Here is a 19,566-nt window from a genome sequence, read left to right on the forward strand (position 1 = left end):
CAGGCGCAAGCTCGGGGTGCCGACGCCGAGCATCCGGAAGTACTCGGCACGCGCTGTACGCAACCGCGCCTGATGCGTGATCGTGTATGGAGACGAGCCCATGGCTTCGGCGGGGGTCTTCGCGCTGGGCGAAGGAATGCCGACTGCGGTCATGATCTCCTCCACACGGCCGTCTCGGCCAGGGCTCGCAGTTGGGCACCGACCGGTTCGGGGACCGCTACGTCCCTCAGCGCGGTCAGGGCCTGTGTGTAGCGGGCCCGGATCATGTCCTCGACCGTCTGGGCCGCGCCGGTGGCTTTGAGGACTGCGCGCAGCGTGGCGGCGTTGTCCTCCGTGAGGTGCGGGTTGCCGTATCCGGCGCGCAATAGCCGGGTCTGCGTGATGTCGGCGTTCATGAGTGCCAGGGCCGCCAGGACGGTGTGCTTGCCTTCGCGCAGGTCGTCCAGGGCCGGCTTGCCGGTCTCGGCCGGAGTGCCAAAAACGCCCAGCAGGTCGTCCCGCATCTGGAACGCCTCGCCGAGCGGCAGCGCAAATGCGCTGAGGCTGTCGAAGAATTGCTTGTCAGCCCCGGCGAGGGCAGCGCCGATGTGCAAGGGACGCTCAACGGTGTATTTCGCGGTCTTGTAGCGGATGATCTCAAGGGCGGTGCCGGTGTTGGCGGTCGGTTGTCCGGTGGCGGTCAGGTCGAGGTACTGGCCGTACATGACCTCGGTGCGCATGGCGTCGACCAGCGGCCGGATGGCGGCGCGCTGGGTCCGGGTGAGGTGCCCTGTGGCCAGGAGTTCGTCGGACCAGACCAGGGCCAGGTCGCCGGTGAGGATCGCAGCGCTCGTGCCCAGTTGCGCTGCAGCGGGGTGGTCGTGGTGGCGAACGGCCAGGGTGCGGTGGACGGTGGGCCGGCCGCGGCGGGTGGCGGAGTGGTCCATGACGTCGTCGTGGATGAGACAGAAGGCATGGAACAACTCCAGCGAGGCCGCCACCTGTGCCACCGGTGCAGAGGTCCGGTGACCGCGGACTGCGTGGTAACCGAGGACGCACAGCACGGGCCGCAGCCGCTTACCGCCGGCGAACAGAAAGTCGTGCAAGACGTCGGTAATCTCGGCCGGGTGGTTGCGGGCAGCCGCCTGGCGGGACTTGCCCTCGAGGAACTCCGCGAGCACAGCGTCGATACGGTCACGGATGGCAGCGCAGGTGACCTGCCTGGTGGCAGAGTTCTGGGTGGTCACAGCACGTCCCCATCGGTAGTGCTGGTGAGGCGGAGCGCTTCGTCGAGGAGGGTGTCGACGATCTTCGATTCGGGGACTGTGGTGATGACCTTGCCCTTGCAGAAGATCTGCCCTTTGCCGTTGCCGCACGAGACCCCGAGGTCGGCCTCGCGGGACTCACCCGGCCCATTGACCACACACCCCATGACCGCGATCCGCAGCGCATGCGGAAAGCCGTCGAAGGCGGCTTCCACCTGTGCGGCGAGGCGGTGGATGTCGACTTGGAGGCGTCCGCAGCCGGGGCAGGAGACGATCTCCAGCCTGCGCGGGCGCAGTCCGAGCGAGGCCAGGATGTGGATGCCGGCCTTGACCTGTTCCACCGGGTCGGCGGAAAGAGAGACGCGGATGGTGTCCCCGATCCCTTCGCCCAGCAGAACGCCGAAGGCAACTGCCGACTTGATGGCGCCCTGGAGGGCGGGACCGGCTTCGGTGACGCCCAGGTGGAGGGGGTAGTCACAGGCGTCGGCGAGGAGCCGGTTTGAGGTTCCCCCGCTGCGTGAGAGTTGCTGATCAGCAGGTCGGGACGGGTTGATGGGTGTTCAGGTTCGCTGGTTCGGCCGTCGCCTGGTCGGTGTAGTGCTTCTCCTCGAACTCGATCGGGCTGAGGTAGCCGAGCCGTTCTTGGATGCGGCGGGGGTTATAGAAACCGTCGATGTACTCGAAGAGCGCGAGGTTCGCCTCGGCACGTGTGGCGAAGGTGCGGCCGCGCAGGCCCTCGGTCTTGATCAGCATCCACAGATTTTCCGCGAGGGCGTTATCGTACGAGTCCCCCACGGACCCCATGGACGCCTCAATTCCCGCCCGCACCAACCGGGTCGTGAGCTTGATGGACGTGTATTGACAGCCGTGATCGGCGTGGTGAATGAGCTTGCCCGGCTCGACCTCGCGGGACGAGAGGGCGTACTCGAGGGTGGTCAGCACCAGGTCCGCATCGGCGCGGGCGGAGGTCTCCCAGGCGACCACCCGGCGGGAGAACGCGTCGCGGATCGCCGAGAGCCACAGCGGCCCCTCGCCGGTCGGAACCATTGTGAGGTCGGTGACCCACAGCCGGTTCGGCGCGGGTGCGGTGAAGTCCCGGTTGACCAGGTCCGGGGCCAAGGTGGCCTTCGGGTCCCGGCGCGTGAAGCCGCTCTTGCGGCGTGGGCTCACGCCCGCAAGACCGTCCTCGCGCATCAGCCGTTCGACCCGCTTGCGGCCCACGCGGACGCCCTCCCGTTTGAGGACGGCGTGCACCCGCGGCGAGCCGTAGATCCCGCCGGAGTCGGCGTGGATCGTGCGGATCTGCTCGGTCAGCTCGACGTCCCGGCGGCGCCGTTCGCACGGCTCCTTCTCCGCGCGGCGCCAGCGGTAGTAAGTGGCGGAAGGGATGTGGAGCTCCCGGAGTACGCACTCGACCCCCAGGCGGGGATGCTCGTCAACGAGCGCCGTCACCTGGGCCGGGTCGGGTCGAGTTGCGCCGCGAAAAACGCCGAGGCCGTCCGCAGCACGTCGTTGGCCCGCTTGAGCTGGGCGTTCTCCTTGCGCAGGGCCGTGAGCTCGGCCCGCTCGTCGGTGGTGAGCCGGTCGTCGCGCTCGCCGGCATCGGCCTCGGCCTGGCGGATCCAGCCGCGCAGGGCCTCCGGATGCACGCCGAGGTCGACGGCCAGTTTCTTGATCTGCGGCCTCGGGTCGGAGGTGCGGTACATCCGCACCGCACGCTCACGCAACTCCAGCGGATATCTTCTCGGGGCAGCCATGGTCGAAGGTCCTCTCATGAGTCCCATCTGACCCTCTGTCAACTGACTCCGCATCTCGGGGGAAGCTCAGTTGGCGGCGATCATGGTCATGGGGTCGTGGTGTTTGACCGCTATCTTCAAATCGGTGAAGCCGTGCTCCTCGAACAGGGATGCCTCCCACAACGCGGACTCGACGAGGGCTTGCGGGGTTGCGCTGCCGTGTCTGGCGAGCAGACGTGGGTCGAGGGACCCGGCGTTGACGCCGATGCGGATCGGCACCCCGGCCGCTGCGGCGGCATGGGCGATCTCGCCGACCCTGCCATCGAATTTCTTGATGTTGCCGGGGTTGACCCGCACGGCGGCGCAGCCTGCATCGATCGCGGCGAAAACGTAGCGGGGCTGGAAGTGGATATCCGCGATGACAGGGATCGAGGATTTCCTCACAATCGCGGGCAACGCCTCGGCGTCGTCATGGGTGGAGTCGGCGACGCGGACGATGTCGCAACCGGCTGCGGTGATTTCGGCGATCTGCTGGAGGGTGGCATCCACATCGGCGGTATGGGTGGTGGTCATGGTCTGCACGCTCACGGGTGTGCCGCCGCCGACGGGGACAGCGCCGACATGAATCCGGCGGGAGCGGCGGCGCACCGGTGTGAGGGGAGGCGGCGGGGGTGGTGTGGGGCTGGTGTTCATTGCGGCCTCCGCGCCTGGTCGAGGTACTGGGGGGTGACGGTGTGGCGGTGGAGGTGGTAGCGGGCGGCCAGGACAGCTTTGGTGATCCCGTCGGCATCGAGCCCTGCCTGGGCCAGGAGTGAGGTGCGGGTGGCGTGCGGAAGGAACGCGGACGGCAGGCCCAGGGGGTGGACGGGGACGGTGATGCCTGCATCGGTGCAGGCCAGGGCCAGGTGGCTGCCGAAGCCACCGGTGCGGGTATTGTCCTCGGCCGTGATCACCAGGTTGTGCCGTGCCGCGAGGTGGACAAGGGCGGGGTTGACTGGCAGCAGCCAGCGCGGATCCACCACAGTGGAGCCGATGCCCTCCTCCGTCTCCAGGACCCGGGCGGCGTCTAGAGCTGGCCTGATGGTGGGGCCGGTGGCGACGAGCAGGACGTCCAGGAAATGGCCGGTGCTGCGGTGGAGAATGTCCATACCGTCCATCCGCGCTAGCGCCGGGATCTCCTCCCCCGCCGTGTCCTTGGGGATCCGCAGGCACGTCGGACCGTCGCCGACGTCCGCTGCTTCGCGCAGCAGCTCCCGCAACCGCGCTGCGTCCCGCGGCGCGCAGATGCGCATACCGGGCACGATGGCGAGCGCGCTCACATCCCACATGCCGTGATGAGAGGGCCCGTCCGGGCCGGTGACGCCGGCACGGTCCAGGACGAACGTCACGGGAAGACGGTGCAGCGCAACATCCATCAGCGCCTGGTCCAGCGCCCGACACAGGAATGCGGAATACAGGGCCACTACGGGGTGGTAGCCACCGGTGGCCAGACCGGCTGCGCTGGCCACCGCATGCTGTTCGGCAATCCCGACATCGAACACCCGGCTCGGGAAGGCCTCAGCCATGAGATGCAGGCCGGTCGGCCGTAGCATCGACGCCGTTACCGCTACCACATCCTGGCGTTCACGAGCGAGAGCGAGAAGTTCACCGGCGAACAGGCTGGTCCAGCTGCGCGGAGCACAGACCCTGGGGTGCCGCAGTGCGGGCGCCGGGCGGCCGGTTGCCGGATCGGTCACACCCACGGCGTGGAAGCGGTCAGCCTGGTCCTCCTCGGCATACGCGTACCCTTTGCCTTTGACCGTTACGACGTGGACGATCGCCGGACGGCCCACAGACCGGGCCCGGCGCAGGGCCTCTTCCAGGGCCCCGATGTCATGGCCGTCGACGGGGCCGACGTAGGCGAGTCCGAGGCTGGCGAACATGTTGTGTTTGCGGGCCGGTTCGCCGACAGGACTGCGCAGGCGGGTGAGATGGGCGGCAAGGGCGCCGGTGGTGGGGGCGTAGGAGCGGCCGTTGTCATTGAGGACGATGATCACCGGGCGCCCGGGGGCGGCGGCGATATTGTTCAGTGCTTCCCATGCCATGCCTCCGGTCATGGCGCCGTCACCGATGACCGCTACCACCGCGCGATCCGTCCGCTCTGCCAGAGCGTGTGCTTTGACCAGGCCGTCGGCATAGGACAGGGCGGTGGAGGCGTGGGAGTTCTCGATCACATCGTGTTCCGACTCCAGCCTGGAGGGATACCCCGACAAGCCTCCCTCCTGGCGCAGCGCGTCGAACCCCGCTGCCCGGCCTGTGAGCAGCTTGTGCACATACGCCTGATGCCCGATGTCAAACAAGAGTACGTCGCGGGGAGAGTCGAAGACCCGGTGGAGTGCGATCGTCAGCTCCACCACCCCGAGGTTCGGGCCCAGATGCCCGCCCGTTGCACACACCGCGCCCACGAGGAAGTCGCGGATATTCTCGGCGAGTTCAGCCAGGGCGGCCTTGGGGATGGTGCGCAGGGCTGCCGGGCTGGTGCACGCCGCAACCAGCGGCGGCACGGCCACGGTTCCCGTAGCGGTGGAGGGGTTCATCAGCCGACCCCTTCAAGAAACGACGGGCGGGTTCGATGGGGACCGGTAAACGCTGGCCCGCAATTAAGCGGAGGGGCCGGTCCCGGATCGAGCGAATACCGGCACTGTCAACCACCGCCCCGTGTCAGCACCAGGCGCGTGTACCGCCTGTACGAAGCCAAGACGTGGGGACCGGCGCATAATCGCGCAACCTCGCGGAAGACGTATCACCGGAAGGCCCGCCCTCCGCGCGCAACACCGTATTCACGCGGAGGTGGTACACTAGGCGCGCATTTTCCCGGCGCGTTCACATATACGTCCGTTCCAGGTTCCGCGCGCCAGCATGTGCTTCCCGAACGCCTTTATTGCTTCACGCGCCGTACCAGGCGCCCTGGACGCGTGCGTCCGGGACGGCCTACGTTCATGAAGACCGAGCGCGTGAACACATGACGCGAAACCGCATGCATGTCACGCCGGGCCGGAAAATCCGGTTCTTCAAGTGCAGTATCCTCATCTTATCGGATTTTCTGCCCGAGTTTAAGAGGATTTCCCGGGCCAGCATACGGATGGATCCAAAAACTGTGCGCCCGTTGACGGGGTCCGGTCTTGCCGGGCCGAGTTGGGGAGGTTCATCGTGGCACGGTATCGAAGGGGTATCGGCGGCCTGCTGTCCGACCTGACCGAAGACTTCGGTGACATGGTCGACGATGTCTTCGGAGACCAGTGCTGGGACGACCCCTGCAGCCGACGGCGCCGCCCTGGCTGCCGGTGCTGGGACACGCCACCGGCCGCGGAGTACGCGCGTGAGGAGATCGCGGCGCTGCGGGAGGAAGTGAAGATCCTCGCTCGCGCGGTCAACGCCTTCTCCCCCACCCGTGAGGACGACGCCGCGCCCGCGCGGCCCACCCGCACACGCTGACCGCGTGCGCCCGCGATGGCCCGTACTGTGCGTGTGCTGTGCCGTCATGCCGACGGCACGGTCTACGACCCCGGCCTGGGCAGGCCCGTGGCACACGGCGAGCTGATCCAGGATCTTCGCGCTGGGCGCCGCTTCTCCGCCCATGACCACAACACCGGCAGTGACTGCACCCACCGGCTCCTGGCCGGCGTCCTGATCACAGCCCTTGGCCTGGCCACCGCCACACGTCGACCCGGGCAACACCACAGCAGCGCCACCGGCTGCTGCAGCATCTGCCAGGACACCTGCCGGAGTGGACCGTGAAAGGCCGCGGCAGGCACATTGCCACGCGGGCCGGCCGGCTCATCGCCGGGGAAGCGCGCCGTGATCTGGCCGCACGCCACGGCCGGATCACCCGTGAAGAAGCGGAACGCCAGCGCGCAGTGGCCGCGCGCGAGGCCCTGGAGGACCTGGGACCCTTCTATGTCAAGATCGGCCAGATCCTCTCCACCCGTCCGGACGTCGTGCCTCAGACTGTGATCAGCGAACTGGAACAGCTCCACGACCGGGTGGCGTCGCAGCCGTTCTCCGTCTTCGAGCCGGTCCTCGCCCACGGCCTCGGGCCTGACTGGCGTGAAACCTTCCGCGACATCGACACCGGCCACCCCCTCGGCGCTGCCTCACTGGCCCAGACCTACCGGGCCACCCTCCGCACCGGTCAGCCTGCCGTCGTGAAAGTCCAAAGACCCGGTATCCGCCGCATCGTCGCCGCGGACATGACACTCCTGCGCCGTCTGGCCCGCCTGCTCGCCAGATCCAGCCCCCGGCTGAATGCCATGGTTGACGTAGAAGCCGTGCTCAGCACCATTTTCGACGCCATGGAACCCGAACTGGACTTCCGGCTGGAAGCCCGCAACATGCAACGGGCCCGTGAATGCGCCAAACCCTTCGAGCACCTGTCCGTCCCCGCAGTCATCACAGCCACCGAGCACGTGCTCATCCAGACACTGGCACCCGGGTGCTCCATCAGGGACGCCACACCCGAGTCTTTCTCCGACGCCGAACGCACCGCCATCAGCCATGAGCTGCTGGCGTTCATGTACCGGGGTTTCTTCACCGACCGGTTCTTCCACGCCGACCCCCACCCGGGCAACATCTTCGTCGAACCCGGCCAGGGCGCCACACTCATCGACTGGGGCATGACCGGCCGCCTCGACCGCTCCCTCAGCAGCGCCCTTCTCTTGCTGCTCTTCCAGATGGGCCAGAACAACGGCGCGGCAGTAGCCCGGACATGGACATCACTCGGCCACCCCACCCCGTGGGCCCAGGCAGCCGAGTTCGCCGACGACATGGCCGCCTTCGTACCCAAAGTGGCCACCGCGTCCCTCGACGACCTCAACTTCGGCGTCAGCCTCACCGCCGTCCTACAGTACTCCACCCGCCGCGGCATCCGTGTCAACCCCACCATCGCCATCCTCGGAAAAGCATTCGCCAACATCGAGGGCTCCATCCGCTGCCTGTGCCCAGAGACCGTCATCACCGACATCCTGAAAGAGGAAATACAGGAAATCATCTTCCACCTCGCCCGCGAACTCCTCTCCGAAGAACAAGCCGCATGCACCGTCCTGGAACTCATGAACACCGCCCCCGCCGCCCTGCAGAAAACCCGCGATCTCCTCGACAGCCTCGCCAACAACGACTTCACTCTCCGCGTCACAGCGCGCAAAGACCCACAGGCCGCACGCACCGAAACCGCTGCGTCCAGATCACGCAACCGACGCCGCTTCCTCACTGCTGCAGCCGCCTACGCCCTATGGAAACTCCATCACCACAAAAACCCACCAAATCCATTCAACAACGGACCTGGAGGGTAGTGGAATCCATGCAAGGAGGCATCTGATGCCCAACCAGCACTACAGCACCACCGCACCGCCCTTAACGGGGCCCTGCACGGCCACCAGCCGGGCGCTCACCGACCGATCCCTCCCAGTCGGGCGATCGATCAAAAGCACGCTCGGCGGAGGCGAGTTCACGATCCTCAGCACCCCGGGCGTCCGGTTGGCGCCGACGACGAGGCCGGCCGCGCGCCCAGTCTTCTCTACACGGTGATACAGGGCGTCGAGTCGGTCGCCGGACGGGTTCGTTGAACGGCCAGGAAGACCCGCTTGACAGTGGAAGTCGCACGCCGACCCGCACCAGCAAGACGTGTTACGAGCTTTCCCGGTAAGCCCGACCTCAGCGGACACGAGAACGGCCACCCGCGACACCTGTTCACCGACGCGGGCGCTCGCGACGCGGTTGAACTCGTGATCGAGGAGCGTCGGGCCGCAAGCCCCACGCAGCCTTGAAACCGCGGTGTCTCCGCAGGCAGCCGCCGTGGCCTTGCGACATCTGGCCCATCCCCCGACGAAGCATCCCGCGTAACACCCAGGAGCAGTCCGATGGCAGGTACGCAAAGAGACCCCGTAGCAGTCACCGCCCCGGCGCCGGACACAGCGCGCCGCCTGGTCTGCACTGCCCGCACGGTCCTATGGCACCTGGGACGCGAACCCTGGATCAGCTGGCGGTTCATCAGGAACGACCTGTGGGCAGGATTTTACCCCGGAGTGGTATTCACGATCGCGGTGGGACTCCATTACCACCTGCCACCCGGCCGCTTCGCGGTCACCGCCGCCGCTTCAGTGATCTACTTCTGGCTCTACCTCTACACTTTCTGCCTGACCAACCAGCTCGCGGGCATGCATGAGGACCAGATCAACAAGCCCTCCCGACCGCTAGTGGTAGGAGACACCTCCCGGCAAGGCGCCTTCCTGCGGACAGGCGTCACCTTCATCGCCTTTCCCCTGGTCGGATGGGCACTGGGAGTCTGGCAATGGGCCCTGATCTGGCAAGCCATGACTCTGTTGCACAACCTCGGCGGCTCCCGGAACTGGGTGGTGAAGAACGCTGTCATCGGCTTCGGCGTCCTGCCCATGCTCGGCCCCGCCTGGCAGATGACCGCTCCCCTGAACGCCGATGCCTGGCGCTGGATGCTAGCCCTCGCCATTCCGATCTTCTTCCTGACCCCTATTCAGGACCTTCGCGACCTGCACGGAGACGCCAGTACCCGCCGAATGACGTTCCCCATCGCCTTCAGCGAATCCTTCACCCGCCAGTTGCTCTGCGCCGGCTTCACCCTCCTCCCCCTCGTCGACCACGTACTACTTATCCGGGCCGCTGGCGCCAGCCCGTCGGCCTGGTTCGCCGAAGCGGCTACCGCCGCACTCTGCTGGACCATCGCCTGGCGCGTGCCCCGCCGCCACACCCCCGCCTACGACCACCACACCTACCGATATTTCGAGTACTGGTACACCGCCGTCCTGGCATCCGCTTTCATCGCACTCTAAGTGGAGGTTTCATCCTGGGCGTGGTGTCTCATCCTCGGGCGTTGAGGTGCGCCAGGTTTGGGTGGTTTCTCCGGTGATCCGGCGGGCCATGGTGTCGATCATTGCAAGGTAGATCATGGCTTCAGAGCTGGCGGTCAGCGTCTCGTAGTCGCGGGCCAGACGGCGGTGCATCATGATCCAACCGAAGGTCCGCTCTACTGGCCAGCGGTGTGGAATCGGAGCGAATCCCCTGGTCCCGGGCTTGCGTTGGACGATTTCCAGGTCGATGCCCAGCCGGGCGGCGCTCTCGACGAGGTGCTGGCGGTAGCCGCCGTCGACCCAGATCTTCCGCAGCCGCCGGTGTGCCCGGGAGGCCTGCCTGATCAAGGGTGTGCCGGCGGTGGAGTCCTGCACGCTGGCGGCAGTGACCAGCACGAACAGCAGCAGGCCGAGCGTGTCGGTCAGGATGCTGCGCTTGCGGCCGACGATCTTCTTCGCGGCGTCCGTGCCCTGTGTGGCGGACGGGACGGTGTGGGCGGTCTTCACGCTCTGCGCGTCGATGATCCCCGCGCTCGGCTCGGCGTCCCGTCCGGCCTGCTCACGCAGCCGGTGCCGCAGCAGCCCGTTCAGCTTCTCGAAGACTCCCTCGTCACGCCAGTACGCGAAGTAGTGGTAGGTGGTCTCCCACGGCGGGAAGTCGTGGGGCAGGTAGCGCCAGGGGATGCCGGTGCGGTCCACGTACAAGATCGCATCCAGCAGGTCCCGCAGCGCGTACTTCGGTGGCCGCCCACCGGGGATGCCGGCCTGGCGGCGCTTGGCACGCCACTCGCTCAACACCGGCTCCACCAGGGCCCATCGGTCATCGGACAGATCGCTGCCATACGCTCGGCGTTCGCCCATACTCTTGGCGTACCGCGTTGGGGAACCCACCGCCAGGGCCCGGAGGTCCACTCGCCGATTCCTGGGTGAGACCGGGCATCCTTGAATGAGACAGACTCCAAGGCTGATGTCGGAACCCAAAGCGCATAACGCGCCGCAAGTCCGATGCCGTGGTGCACCAACAGGAACGAAAACCACACGTGCCTCACTGACCGCTCTTCAGAATCGGTCTGCCACGGGGGATTCCAGGATGAAACCTCCACTAAGTACTGCAACGGTCTTTGCTGTGACGGTTGGGCAGTTTCTGGTGGTGTGTGGCCTCGTCGTTTGTAGTGGCAGATGCGGGCTTGGTACTGCCTTTTCCGGCGCCAGTGGGACCAGTGCAGGACATGTCTGACGGAGGCGGGCCGACGGTGGACTCGTTCTTCAGGGCGCCGAAGAATGATTCGGCCATGGCATTGACCCAGCAGACCCCGGTGCGGCCGACTGATGCCCTGAGCCCCAACGAGCGGAGTTTCCCCCAGAGTTCCCGGGAAGTGTATTGACTGCCGTGGTCCGAGTGGAAAATGCAGCCCTCGGTGAGGTTGGTGTTCCGTGCTGCCATGTCGAGCGCATCCGATATGGGCGAGGCCTTCATGTGGTCGGTCATCGCCCAGCTGGTCACGGCCTTGGTGTGGCAGTCAATAACCGTTGCGAGATAGAGGAACCCGGCCCAGGCATGGATATACGTGATATCGCTGACCAGTTTGCGGCCGGGGGCCTCTGCAGTGAAGTCACGGGCCATCAGGTCGGGTGCGGACGGCGCCGTGTCGTCGGCGACGGTGGTCGGTCGCCAGGGTCGTGGCTGGCACGGGACCAGGAAGGTTATTCAGAACTGGTGGCACTGCAGCCTGCCACGGAGGTCGGAGACGACTTGCCTGTTGTGCCCCGCGCGCCGGTGTTTTGCAGAAAACAGCTGTTCGGCGTCCTTCCGGTCCCAGCAAGGGGCGAGGAACCCGTCGACCGGAACGGGCTCGCCGCAGGGCAGCCGGGCGATGCCGAACCCCAACTGCTTGAGGGCGCTGCGGTTTACCGGCCGCAGCAGCGTGCCGTAGCGTGAGACGGTGGGCTGGGAGGCGCCGAAGAGCTCGCCGGCCATCTCCTGCAGCATCGTGCCGCAGCAAGGAAGCAGAGCAGGACTACCGCTTCCACAACGGCAGCACGCGCGGCCGTCCCGTCGTCCGGTCCCGGTCCGGCAGCCGGCGCTCCACCCGGCCGATGAGCAGGGACAGCTGATACGGGCTCAGTCCGGTAGTACGGTGGAAGCGCATCGGTCCCCCCGAGCGTCCGTATTTGCGGTGACACGTCGTACGGTACGCCGAGGGGACCGATCTTGCTTTCCATGATCAACCACTCAAAATCCACAGAGTTTTGAATAACCTTCCCGGTGTGCAGTGCAAGCGCCCACTCGATGGCCAGTCTGTGCCTAGCGTGTTGCAATGGTAATGCAGGCGGCGACTGACCAGCCGCAGCCCGTGATGCCCCCCGGGCCAATGACGCACCGAGAACGTCGGCGGCCCCTATCCGGCCCTCACAGACCAGTGATCGAACGAAGGAGTTCCGCGATGTACCGTCACCACCACCCACTACGTGCCCTGGGCGCTGCTGCCGCCACAACCCTCCTCGCCACCACCGGGATCCTACTCAGCCCCACCGCCGCGCACGCAAACACGGCCATCGGGGCAAACATCCTCGGCATCAACCACAATCTCCCGGTCTCACTGAGTCTGTTCCTGAACGGAACCGAGGAAGGATCCACCGAATTGGCCACTGTCACGGTGGCAGCAGGAGGGGTGGATCTGTCTGTCGGCACCGCTACCGCTCAGGGCAACGGCGGCGCAGAACAGATCGACATCCCTCTTACCTCGCTCGGCAGCGTCACCAACGGCGAGAAGGTCGAAATCATCGAGAACGTTACGGTATACGGCTTGCCTGGAGGGGCCTCCGACCTCGGAGCGACCCTCCAGGCCACATGCAGCCTGGATCCCCAAGGCAACGGAACCTGCAAGTAGGGGCTCTGTCTCACATCCTGTCCATCCCCTCGTAGTGTGGAGGAGCTGTAAGGAAATTACTTGCGGGTTCTGCCTCTTGACACCGCAGGTGAGCATGACAACCGCCAACAAATAATTTTCTTACGGCTCCGGAGGGTTTGAGGTGCCCCGAAGTTTCCGGACAGGAAGGTTATTCAAAACTCTGTGGATTTTGAGTGGTTGATCATGGAAAGCAAGATCGGTCCCCTCGGCGTACCGTACGACGTGTCACCGCAAATACGGACGCTCGGGGGGACCGATGCGCTTCCACCGTACTACCGGACTGAGCCCGTATCAGCTGTCCCTGCTCATCGGCCGGGTGGAGCGCCGGCTGCCGGACCGGGACCGGACGACGGGACGGCCGCGCGTGCTGCCGTTGTGGAAGCGGTAGTCCTGCTCTGCTTCCTTGCTGCGGCACGATGCTGCAGGAGATGGCCGGCGAGCTCTTCGGCGCCTCCCAGCCCACCGTCTCACGCTACGGCACGCTGCTGCGGCCGGTAAACCGCAGCGCCCTCAAGCAGTTGGGGTTCGGCATCGCCCGGCTGCCCTGCGGCGAGCCCGTTCCGGTCGACGGGTTCCTCGCCCCTTGCTGGGACTGAACCGCCCCGTGTTCGTTAGAGGGTTCGAATCCTGGAGGATTGGGACCTATGCCAGCGAAGAGGAAGTACCCTGACGAGCTGCGTGAGCGGGCCGTGCGGATGGTGTTCGAGATACGCGAGCAGACCGGCGTGAGGACGGGGTCGATATCGCGGGTTGCCGACCAGCTCGGGATCAATCGCGAGGCGGTGCGGAACTGGGTGCGCCAGGCCGAGGTCGACGGCGGCAAGCGGTCCGGCACCAGCACCGCCGACGCCCAGCGGATCGCCGAGCTCGAACGTGAGAATCGCGAGCTGAGGCGGGCGAACGAGATCCTCAAAGCGGCGTCGGCTTTCTTCGCGCGGGAGCTCGACCCGCGACTGCCGAGATGACCGTGTTCGTCGACGAGGTGCGTGAGGAGCTCGGGGTCGAGCCGGTCTGCGAGGTGCTGCAGTTCGCTCCGTCCACGTACTACGCCGCCAAGAAGCGCGAGGCCAGTCCCTCGCGGCGCCGGCTGCGGGAGGAGGAGCTCACGGTGGAGATCCAGCGCGTCTTCGACGAGAACCACCGTGTCTACGGAGCTCGAAAGGTCTGGCGGCAGTTGCGCCGCGAGGGCATCGAGGTGGCCCGCTGCACCGTCGAACGCCTCATGCGCTCGCTCGGCCTGGCAGGCGCCGTCCGCGGCAGGACCACACGCACGACCGTTCCCGATCCTTCCGCCGAGCGTCCCGCGGACCTGGTCGACCGTGACTTCACCGCCTCCCGTCCCAACCAGCTGTGGGTGACCGACTTCACCTACGTCGCCACCTGGGCCGGCTTCGTCTACGTCGCCTTCGTCCTGGACGTCTTCTCCCGGAAGATCGTCGGCTGGCGGGCCGCCGGCCACAAACGCACCGATCTTGTCCTGGACGCGCTCGAGATGGCTATCTGGTCCCGTGACCGCGACGGGGCCACTGACCTGCACGGACTCATACATCACAGCGATGCGGGCAGCCAGTATGTGTCCATCCGCTACACCGACCGGCTCCTCGAAGCCGGCGCCGCCCCGAGCGTCGGCACCGTCGGCGACGCCTACGACAACGCGCTTATGGAGTCCACGATCGGCCTGTTCAAGACCGAGGCCATCAAACCCGGCGGCCCGTGGAGAACTCTCGACGACGTCGAGATCACCACGCTGACCTGGAGCCTTTTTCACGTGTAGATCATGAGGGTGAGGAGGGCTGCGGCGGCTGACGTGAGCTTGTTCGGGCTGATGCGGGCGTGGCGGAAGATCCTCCACTGCTTGATCCGGGAGATCGTCCGTTCGACAGGTGCCCGGAGTGATGCGTGGACCCTGTTCGACTTCTTGTGTTTGCCGGGCAGTTCGGTGTTCGGGCGGCGTTTGACCGGGGTGATGACGGTGCCGCCGGCACCTCGGTAGCCCTTGTCTGCGAGGATCTCGAGGTCCAGCTGTGCGCAGGCCTCGATGATGCCGTGCTCGCGAGCGGCCTTCACGTCGTGGGTGCCGCCGGGCAGGGCGGGCGAGATCCACAGAAGCTTCCCCTCTTCTGCGGTGACGACCTGCAGGTTCACGCCCTCGTGGCGGATCTTTCCGGAGAAGTGTCCTCCGGCGGCGACCCGGTCGGTCTCCGCGACGGTGCCGTCCAGCAGCACGTAGCCGTCGGCATGGTGACTTGTGAGCGCTTCCGTCAACGTGGGGGCCAGGTCGGCGAGTTGCCCGATCGTGTCGTTCACGTAGCGCCAGGCCGTGGCCACGCTGATCGCGAAGCCGGCCGCGAGTTGTTCGAAGGTGTCGTGCTTGCGCAGGTAGACCAGGGTGCACCGGGCCTGGTCGTACGGGCGCAGCTTGCAGGTGCGGTCACCGTTGCGCGCGACGATCACCATCGTCACCAGCTCCAGGAGCTCCTCGTCGAGATCGCATGCGGCAGGATAGAGGAACACGGGGCATCTCCGCAGGTCAGGCTTGGTTGTGGTGACCCGCCAACCAGCGAGATGCCCCGTTCGTCACGCCACCGTCAACACACGCCACCGCCCCACCCGCAGGCCGTACACGTGAAAAAGGCTCGTTGTTGACCATGTCGCCGAAGTCATCGGTCAGGTCGGACAGCAGACCACCGACTCCCCTGCGGTACCGGGCCATCGTGATCTCCTCACACTCGCTGCGGAAGTCGACCTCACACAACAGGCATGTCCGGCATACGCGGGATGCCCGTTCAGCCGCTGTTGCATCCATATCTACAGAGAAAGCGGAAGATATCCCAGGCGTATGCGGCGGATGCGGGAGCGCCCGTGTACCACCCGTGCGGCAGGGCGTCCCAGGTCACGAGGTCGGCTGTCGTGGTGATGCGGGCCATGAGCGGCCAGCATCCCCACTCGCCGCATGCACAACCGAGAACGGGTGTCCTCGGCCCCATCGCGCTGGCGGACTGTCCGAGGAAGTGGTCCTCCATCGGGCCGAACCGGAAATACTCGGGGATAAGACCGCCGTAGGCATCGCCTGCAGGCTGCATCCCGGCACCGGTCTCGAACGTGTCGATCAGCTCGGTGAGCGGTAGTCCGTTGATACGGGGGACGACTTCAAGCACGCCGAGATCGCCGCGAGGCTGGAGGTCGAACTGGATTTCATCTATGGCCATCCCCCTGATTATCCCAGCGCATGCTTCTCATGGGGAATCCGAGGTGCCCATGGTGCGGCGCCGCCGAGGACAGAGCTGCTGCAACGACGACCGCGCCGATGCGGGCGTGCGCCTGCCGCCCGGCTCGATGCCACGCTCGTGACTGCCGGCCGAGGGGCATCAGTGGCGTACGCCGGGCCTGCGCACCTGGCGGGACGCCCATCCCGGGATCATCCTGCCCCGGTACCGGCCCAAGGAGAACGGCCGAGGGCAACTGGCCGGTCCGCTCACCGAGTACGAACACCTGGCCCGGCAGATCACCACCACCGGCACCATCTGGCGCAGCGGGGTCACCCACAGCTGGCCCAGGCTGCCGCCACCGGGCCGTGAACCGGCCGGGGCGTCAGTTGTCGCGGGACTCTGTGGCCAGCGGGTCCGGCCCAGGCCAGGGAGTGTCGAGGAGGACCGGCTGGTACACGCCGGTACCCGGCCCGGCAGCGAGCGACGGCTGGCTGGCGCCGTCGACCGCGAGCACCCGCTCCCCGCGGCGTGCCAACACCATGGCGGCCGCGAGCGGCGAGAGCAGGCCGCCCCAGAACTCGATCCGGCCGACCCCCGCCCCAGTCCCCAAGACAGCAACGGCGCCTACGGGACGTCCGGCGAACAGCGGGGCGCAGCAGCAGAGGTTGGGCCCGGTACAGCGGGTGCTGCCGACCACGAGGCCCATGACGTCACGGCAGGGGTAGCGATGTGGCGGCCCCGTATGCCGGCGCCTGTGGCCAACGGGGCCGCCCTTGTCCGCGAGTCCTGTCTGTCGCTGAGCTTCCCCCGAGATGCGGAGTCAGTTGACAGAGGGTCAGATGGGACTCATGAGAGGACCTTCGACCATGGCTGCCCCGAGAAGATATCCGCTGGAGTTGCGTGAGCGTGCGGTGCGGATGTACCGCACCTCCGACCCGAGGCCGCAGATCAAGAAACTGGCCGTCGACCTCGGCGTGCATCCGGAGGCCCTGCGCGGCTGGATCCGCCAGGCCGAGGCCGATGCCGGCGAGCGCGACGACCGGCTCACCACCGACGAGCGGGCCGAGCTCACGGCCCTGCGCAAGGAGAACGCCCAGCTCAAGCGGGCCAACGACGTGCTGCGGACGGCCTCGGCGTTTTTCGCGGCGCAACTCGACCCGACCCGGCCCAGGTGACGGCGCTCGTTGACGAGCATCCCCGCCTGGGGGTCGAGTGCGTACTCCGGGAGCTCCACATCCCTTCCGCCACTTACTACCGCTGGCGCCGCGCGGAGAAGGAGCCGTGCGAACGGCGCCGCCGGGACGTCGAGCTGACCGAGCAGATCCGCACGATCCACGCCGACTCCGGCGGGATCTACGGCTCGCCGCGGGTGCACGCCGTCCTCAAACGGGAGGGCGTCCGCGTGGGCCGCAAGCGGGTCGAACGGCTGATGCGCGAGGACGGTCTTGCGGGCGTGAGCCCACGCCGCAAGAGCGGCTTCACGCGCCGGGACCCGAAGGCCACCTTGGCCCCGGACCTGGTCAACCGGGACTTCACCGCACCCGCGCCGAACCGGCTGTGGGTCACCGACCTCACAATGGTTCCGACCGGCGAGGGGCCGCTGTGGCTCTCGGCGATCCGCGACGCGTTCTCCCGCCGGGTGGTCGCCTGGGAGACCTCCGCCCGCGCCGATGCGGACCTGGTGCTGACCACCCTCGAGTACGCCCTCTCGTCCCGCGAGGTCGAGCCGGGCAAGCTCATTCACCACGCCGATCACGGCTGTCAATACACGTCCATCAAGCTCACGACCCGGTTGGTGCGGGCGGGAATTGAGGCGTCCATGGGGTCCGTGGGGGACTCGTACGATAACGCCCTCGCGGAAAATCTGTGGATGCTGATCAAGACCGAGGGCCTGCGCGGCCGCACCTTCGCCACACGTGCCGAGGCGAACCTCGCGCTCTTCGAGTACATCGACGGTTTCTATAACCCCCGCCGCATCCAAGAACGGCTCGGCTACCTCAGCCCGATCGAGTTCGAGGAGAAGCACTACACCGACCAGGCGACGGCCGAACCAGCGAACCTGAACACCCATCAACCCGTCCCGACCTGCTGATCAGCAACTCTCACGCAGCGGGGGAACCTCACGCGGGCATCTTGACCCTACGCCCGGCCGCTGCGGCATGCTGCCCGGTATCGCCCGGCCGGGTGTGTCACCGTACTGTTCGCCTCCGGATGCCTGTGGTGCGGGATGTTCGGCGCAGGCGCGGACGGTGGTGGCCTGCCGCCGGTAGCGTTGGCCGCAGGCGACATCGAGGAGGAGTCATCATGGCCGGCCTTCCGTACGACCTGGACGAGGAAGCTGTCGTCCGGAGGATCACTGCCCAGAAAGCGGCGTTCGCCGAACTGGACGGGGAGCAGCGTGTGTACCGCATCAGCGGCCCGGTCCGGGTGCGTTTCGGTGGGGAGGACTTCGATGTCCCTCTTACCGCGAAGGATGTGCGGGCGGCGCTCGGCTCCGAGCGTCGGGGGGTGTTCGACGAGGAGTTCTCGGCTGCCGGGCCGGGTGCGGTGGGTTCGGTCATCCGCAAGTGGGCGCTTGAGCTGATTCCCGGCGACGAGCTGGACCGTGTGGATATTCTGCTCCAGGCCGAGCGCCAGGCCAGCGCGGTCCCGGCGGCCGCCGCGTGAGGTATCGCGTCGCCTACGCACCGCTCGCTGAAGAGGCTCTGGGCAAACTGCCTGATCCGACAGCGTTCCGGGCCCGTGTGGAGGCCACGATCGGGACAGACCCCTACGGGCAGACCTCAAGCCAGGTCGGCTCGGACAGGGACCGTCGCGAGGCCACCGTCTCCGGTGTCATCCTGCGCTACATGGTCTCGGCGGGAATCCTCACGGTCACCGTCGTCCGGCTCATCCCGCCTCCATGAACCTGTCCGACGGTGCAGAGGGTTCGCCCTTGGGCGGGGCCCGGCACCGGAAGGACAGCACCGGGATGCCGACGACTTCCTCCCGGCTCCGCCGCCGGTCACGCCTTCGGCCCCTTCCGGAAGCAACCGTCCGGCCAACGGTTCAGCTTGTCTTTTAACCCCGTCCTTGGGCCTGCGGGTGCCTCTTCGGTAGAGCGTGGTTTCTGATCACGTGGAAGGGGAGAGTTGTTCGCCCACCCATTCAGGATCGGGGTTGGTGTGTGGCTGGCCCGCTACGACGACGGTCGGCACGGTCTCGTTGCCGTCGTTGGCTGCCCTCACCGCTGCGGCTGCTGCCGGGTCTCCCCAGATGTTGACCCAGTGCAGCTGGCGGGCGTTGCGGCCCAGCCGGATGCGCAGTCGGATGCAGTACTTGCAGCCTGGCCGCCAGAAGACGACCGGCCGGCCGTCGGCCGCGCTGCGGCGTTGTGCCTCCTGCGCGCTGATCGACCTCGGGAAGATCAGGGGCGAGTTCACGCCGGCGAGCGTCACGAACACCAGCAGGAGTGCCGCGGCTGTGCCGAGGCTCCCCTCGAACGTCAGCACAGTCGCGACGGTTGAGCCGCAGAGCACCAGCAGCATCGGCAGGATCCAAGCGCGCATCATGATGACGAAGGCTATCGATGAGTCGAAATACTCCTCGAACTAGGCCGCTCACCTGGG

The 19,566-nt window shown here is 66.9% G+C and carries 25 protein-coding genes, 2 pseudogenes and 1 other annotated feature; of the genes and pseudogenes, 13 read left to right on the top strand and 14 right to left on the bottom strand.

What is annotated here, in order from left to right; genetic code table 11:
• Window positions 1–149 precede the first annotated feature (149 nt).
• The 6 genes and pseudogenes from AB8735_RS38120 to AB8735_RS38145 form a co-directional block, all read right to left on the bottom strand.
• Window positions 150–1,226, bottom strand: coding sequence for a polyprenyl synthetase family protein (locus tag AB8735_RS38120; protein ID WP_372412322.1), 1,077 nt, complete (start codon window positions 1,224–1,226; stop codon window positions 150–152).
• A pseudogene (locus AB8735_RS38125) lies at window positions 1,223–1,741 on the bottom strand (flavodoxin-dependent (E)-4-hydroxy-3-methylbut-2-enyl-diphosphate synthase); the annotation flags it as partial. The pseudogene AB8735_RS38125 and the gene AB8735_RS38120, both read right to left, overlap by 4 nt.
• Before the next feature lie 34 nt (window positions 1,742–1,775).
• On the bottom strand, window positions 1,776–2,696 hold the full coding sequence (locus AB8735_RS38130) for an IS3 family transposase (protein WP_372404936.1): 921 nt from the start codon (window positions 2,694–2,696) through the stop codon (window positions 1,776–1,778).
• Window positions 2,693–3,001, bottom strand: a complete 309-nt coding sequence (locus AB8735_RS38135) for a transposase (protein WP_372404934.1) — start codon at window positions 2,999–3,001, stop codon at window positions 2,693–2,695. Before AB8735_RS38135 ends, AB8735_RS38130 begins: the two co-directional genes overlap by 4 nt.
• A gap of 72 nt (window positions 3,002–3,073) precedes the next feature.
• Window positions 3,074–3,673, bottom strand: a pseudogene (locus tag AB8735_RS38140) (flavodoxin-dependent (E)-4-hydroxy-3-methylbut-2-enyl-diphosphate synthase); the annotation flags it as partial.
• Window positions 3,670–5,556, bottom strand: a complete 1,887-nt coding sequence (locus AB8735_RS38145; protein WP_372412323.1) for a 1-deoxy-D-xylulose-5-phosphate synthase — start codon at window positions 5,554–5,556, stop codon at window positions 3,670–3,672. The gene AB8735_RS38145 and the pseudogene AB8735_RS38140, both read right to left, overlap by 4 nt.
• 613 nt (window positions 5,557–6,169) lie before the next feature.
• Between AB8735_RS38145 and AB8735_RS38150 the strand changes: the two genes are divergently transcribed.
• From AB8735_RS38150 to AB8735_RS38165, 4 genes are all read left to right on the top strand, one after another.
• Entirely contained in the window at window positions 6,170–6,454 is a 285-nt protein-coding gene (locus AB8735_RS38150; RefSeq protein WP_372412325.1) for a hypothetical protein, read from the top strand.
• Between the two features lie 33 nt (window positions 6,455–6,487).
• Window positions 6,488–6,757 (top strand): hypothetical protein, encoded by a 270-nt coding sequence (locus AB8735_RS38155; RefSeq protein WP_372412327.1) that lies wholly within the window; start codon window positions 6,488–6,490, stop codon window positions 6,755–6,757.
• Window positions 6,754–8,307, top strand: a complete 1,554-nt coding sequence (locus AB8735_RS38160; protein ID WP_372412328.1) for an ABC1 kinase family protein — start codon at window positions 6,754–6,756, stop codon at window positions 8,305–8,307. Before AB8735_RS38155 ends, AB8735_RS38160 begins: the two co-directional genes overlap by 4 nt.
• 732 nt (window positions 8,308–9,039) lie before the next feature.
• On the top strand, window positions 9,040–9,819 hold the full coding sequence (locus AB8735_RS38165; protein ID WP_372412330.1) for a UbiA family prenyltransferase: 780 nt from the start codon (window positions 9,040–9,042) through the stop codon (window positions 9,817–9,819).
• Between the two features lie 9 nt (window positions 9,820–9,828).
• Here the strand turns inward: AB8735_RS38165 and AB8735_RS38170 are convergent, their stop codons facing one another.
• The 4 genes from AB8735_RS38170 to AB8735_RS38185 form a co-directional block, all read right to left on the bottom strand.
• Entirely contained in the window at window positions 9,829–10,698 is an 870-nt protein-coding gene (locus tag AB8735_RS38170; protein ID WP_372404158.1) for an IS5 family transposase, read from the bottom strand.
• 241 nt (window positions 10,699–10,939) lie between these two features.
• Window positions 10,940–11,461, bottom strand: a complete 522-nt coding sequence (locus AB8735_RS38175) for a DDE-type integrase/transposase/recombinase (protein WP_372412332.1) — start codon at window positions 11,459–11,461, stop codon at window positions 10,940–10,942.
• 84 nt (window positions 11,462–11,545) lie between these two features.
• Entirely contained in the window at window positions 11,546–11,827 is a 282-nt protein-coding gene (locus AB8735_RS38180; protein WP_372412334.1) for a hypothetical protein, read from the bottom strand.
• Between the two features lie 28 nt (window positions 11,828–11,855).
• Window positions 11,856–11,987, bottom strand: coding sequence for a hypothetical protein (locus AB8735_RS38185; protein WP_372412336.1), 132 nt, complete (start codon window positions 11,985–11,987; stop codon window positions 11,856–11,858).
• 294 nt (window positions 11,988–12,281) lie between these two features.
• On the opposite strand from AB8735_RS38185, the gene AB8735_RS38190 reads away from it, so the two are divergent.
• The 5 genes from AB8735_RS38190 to AB8735_RS38210 all read left to right on the top strand — a co-directional run bounded on the left by AB8735_RS38190 (window position 12,282) and on the right by AB8735_RS38210 (window position 14,523).
• On the top strand, window positions 12,282–12,728 hold the full coding sequence (locus tag AB8735_RS38190; protein ID WP_372412338.1) for a hypothetical protein: 447 nt from the start codon (window positions 12,282–12,284) through the stop codon (window positions 12,726–12,728).
• A 277-nt stretch (window positions 12,729–13,005) separates the two neighbouring features.
• The gene (locus AB8735_RS38195) at window positions 13,006–13,137 is read left to right on the top strand and encodes a hypothetical protein (protein ID WP_372412336.1); all 132 of its coding nucleotides are present in this window, start codon (window positions 13,006–13,008) and stop codon (window positions 13,135–13,137) included.
• 28 nt (window positions 13,138–13,165) lie between these two features.
• The gene (locus AB8735_RS38200; protein WP_372412340.1) at window positions 13,166–13,345 is read left to right on the top strand and encodes a hypothetical protein; all 180 of its coding nucleotides are present in this window, start codon (window positions 13,166–13,168) and stop codon (window positions 13,343–13,345) included.
• A gap of 48 nt (window positions 13,346–13,393) precedes the next feature.
• On the top strand, window positions 13,394–13,714 hold the full coding sequence (locus AB8735_RS38205; RefSeq protein WP_372412342.1) for a transposase: 321 nt from the start codon (window positions 13,394–13,396) through the stop codon (window positions 13,712–13,714).
• Window positions 13,672–13,785: a sequence feature (AL1L pseudoknot), on the top strand. It overlaps the preceding gene by 43 nt.
• On the top strand, window positions 13,711–14,523 hold the full coding sequence (locus tag AB8735_RS38210) for an IS3 family transposase (RefSeq protein ID WP_372412344.1): 813 nt from the start codon (window positions 13,711–13,713) through the stop codon (window positions 14,521–14,523). It overlaps the preceding feature by 75 nt. Before AB8735_RS38205 ends, AB8735_RS38210 begins: the two co-directional genes overlap by 4 nt.
• Here AB8735_RS38210 and AB8735_RS38215 read toward each other — a convergent pair.
• The 3 genes from AB8735_RS38215 to AB8735_RS38225 all read right to left on the bottom strand — a co-directional run bounded on the left by AB8735_RS38215 (window position 14,514) and on the right by AB8735_RS38225 (window position 16,568).
• Entirely contained in the window at window positions 14,514–15,263 is a 750-nt protein-coding gene (locus AB8735_RS38215; protein ID WP_372412302.1) for a transposase family protein, read from the bottom strand. The two genes, AB8735_RS38210 and AB8735_RS38215, sit on opposite strands and share 10 nt — an antisense overlap.
• Before the next feature lie 272 nt (window positions 15,264–15,535).
• Window positions 15,536–15,958: a hypothetical protein gene (locus tag AB8735_RS38220; protein ID WP_372412346.1), complete on the bottom strand. Its 423-nt coding sequence runs from the start codon at window positions 15,956–15,958 to the stop codon at window positions 15,536–15,538.
• A 382-nt stretch (window positions 15,959–16,340) separates the two neighbouring features.
• Window positions 16,341–16,568: a hypothetical protein gene (locus tag AB8735_RS38225; protein WP_372412347.1), complete on the bottom strand. Its 228-nt coding sequence runs from the start codon at window positions 16,566–16,568 to the stop codon at window positions 16,341–16,343.
• 256 nt (window positions 16,569–16,824) lie between these two features.
• Here AB8735_RS38225 and AB8735_RS38230 point away from each other — a divergent pair, with 256 nt between their 5' ends.
• From AB8735_RS38230 to AB8735_RS38245, 4 genes are all read left to right on the top strand, one after another.
• Window positions 16,825–17,133, top strand: coding sequence for a transposase (locus tag AB8735_RS38230; protein ID WP_372404934.1), 309 nt, complete (start codon window positions 16,825–16,827; stop codon window positions 17,131–17,133).
• The gene (locus AB8735_RS38235; protein WP_372404936.1) at window positions 17,130–18,050 is read left to right on the top strand and encodes an IS3 family transposase; all 921 of its coding nucleotides are present in this window, start codon (window positions 17,130–17,132) and stop codon (window positions 18,048–18,050) included. Before AB8735_RS38230 ends, AB8735_RS38235 begins: the two co-directional genes overlap by 4 nt.
• Before the next feature lie 212 nt (window positions 18,051–18,262).
• Window positions 18,263–18,625 (top strand): hypothetical protein, encoded by a 363-nt coding sequence (locus tag AB8735_RS38240; RefSeq protein WP_372412349.1) that lies wholly within the window; start codon window positions 18,263–18,265, stop codon window positions 18,623–18,625.
• A 77-nt stretch (window positions 18,626–18,702) separates the two neighbouring features.
• Complete coding sequence (locus AB8735_RS38245; protein ID WP_372412351.1) at window positions 18,703–18,864, top strand: hypothetical protein; 162 nt, start codon at window positions 18,703–18,705, stop codon at window positions 18,862–18,864.
• Window positions 18,865–19,071: 207 nt separating this feature from the next.
• Here AB8735_RS38245 and AB8735_RS38250 read toward each other — a convergent pair whose 3' ends face one another.
• Window positions 19,072–19,509: a glutaredoxin domain-containing protein gene (locus AB8735_RS38250; RefSeq protein ID WP_372412352.1), complete on the bottom strand. Its 438-nt coding sequence runs from the start codon at window positions 19,507–19,509 to the stop codon at window positions 19,072–19,074.
• Window positions 19,510–19,566: the final 57 nt, after the last annotated feature.

The organism is Streptomyces luteireticuli, from assembly GCF_041519305.1.
Classification (GTDB): Bacteria; Actinomycetota; Actinomycetes; order Streptomycetales; family Streptomycetaceae; genus Streptomyces; species Streptomyces luteireticuli.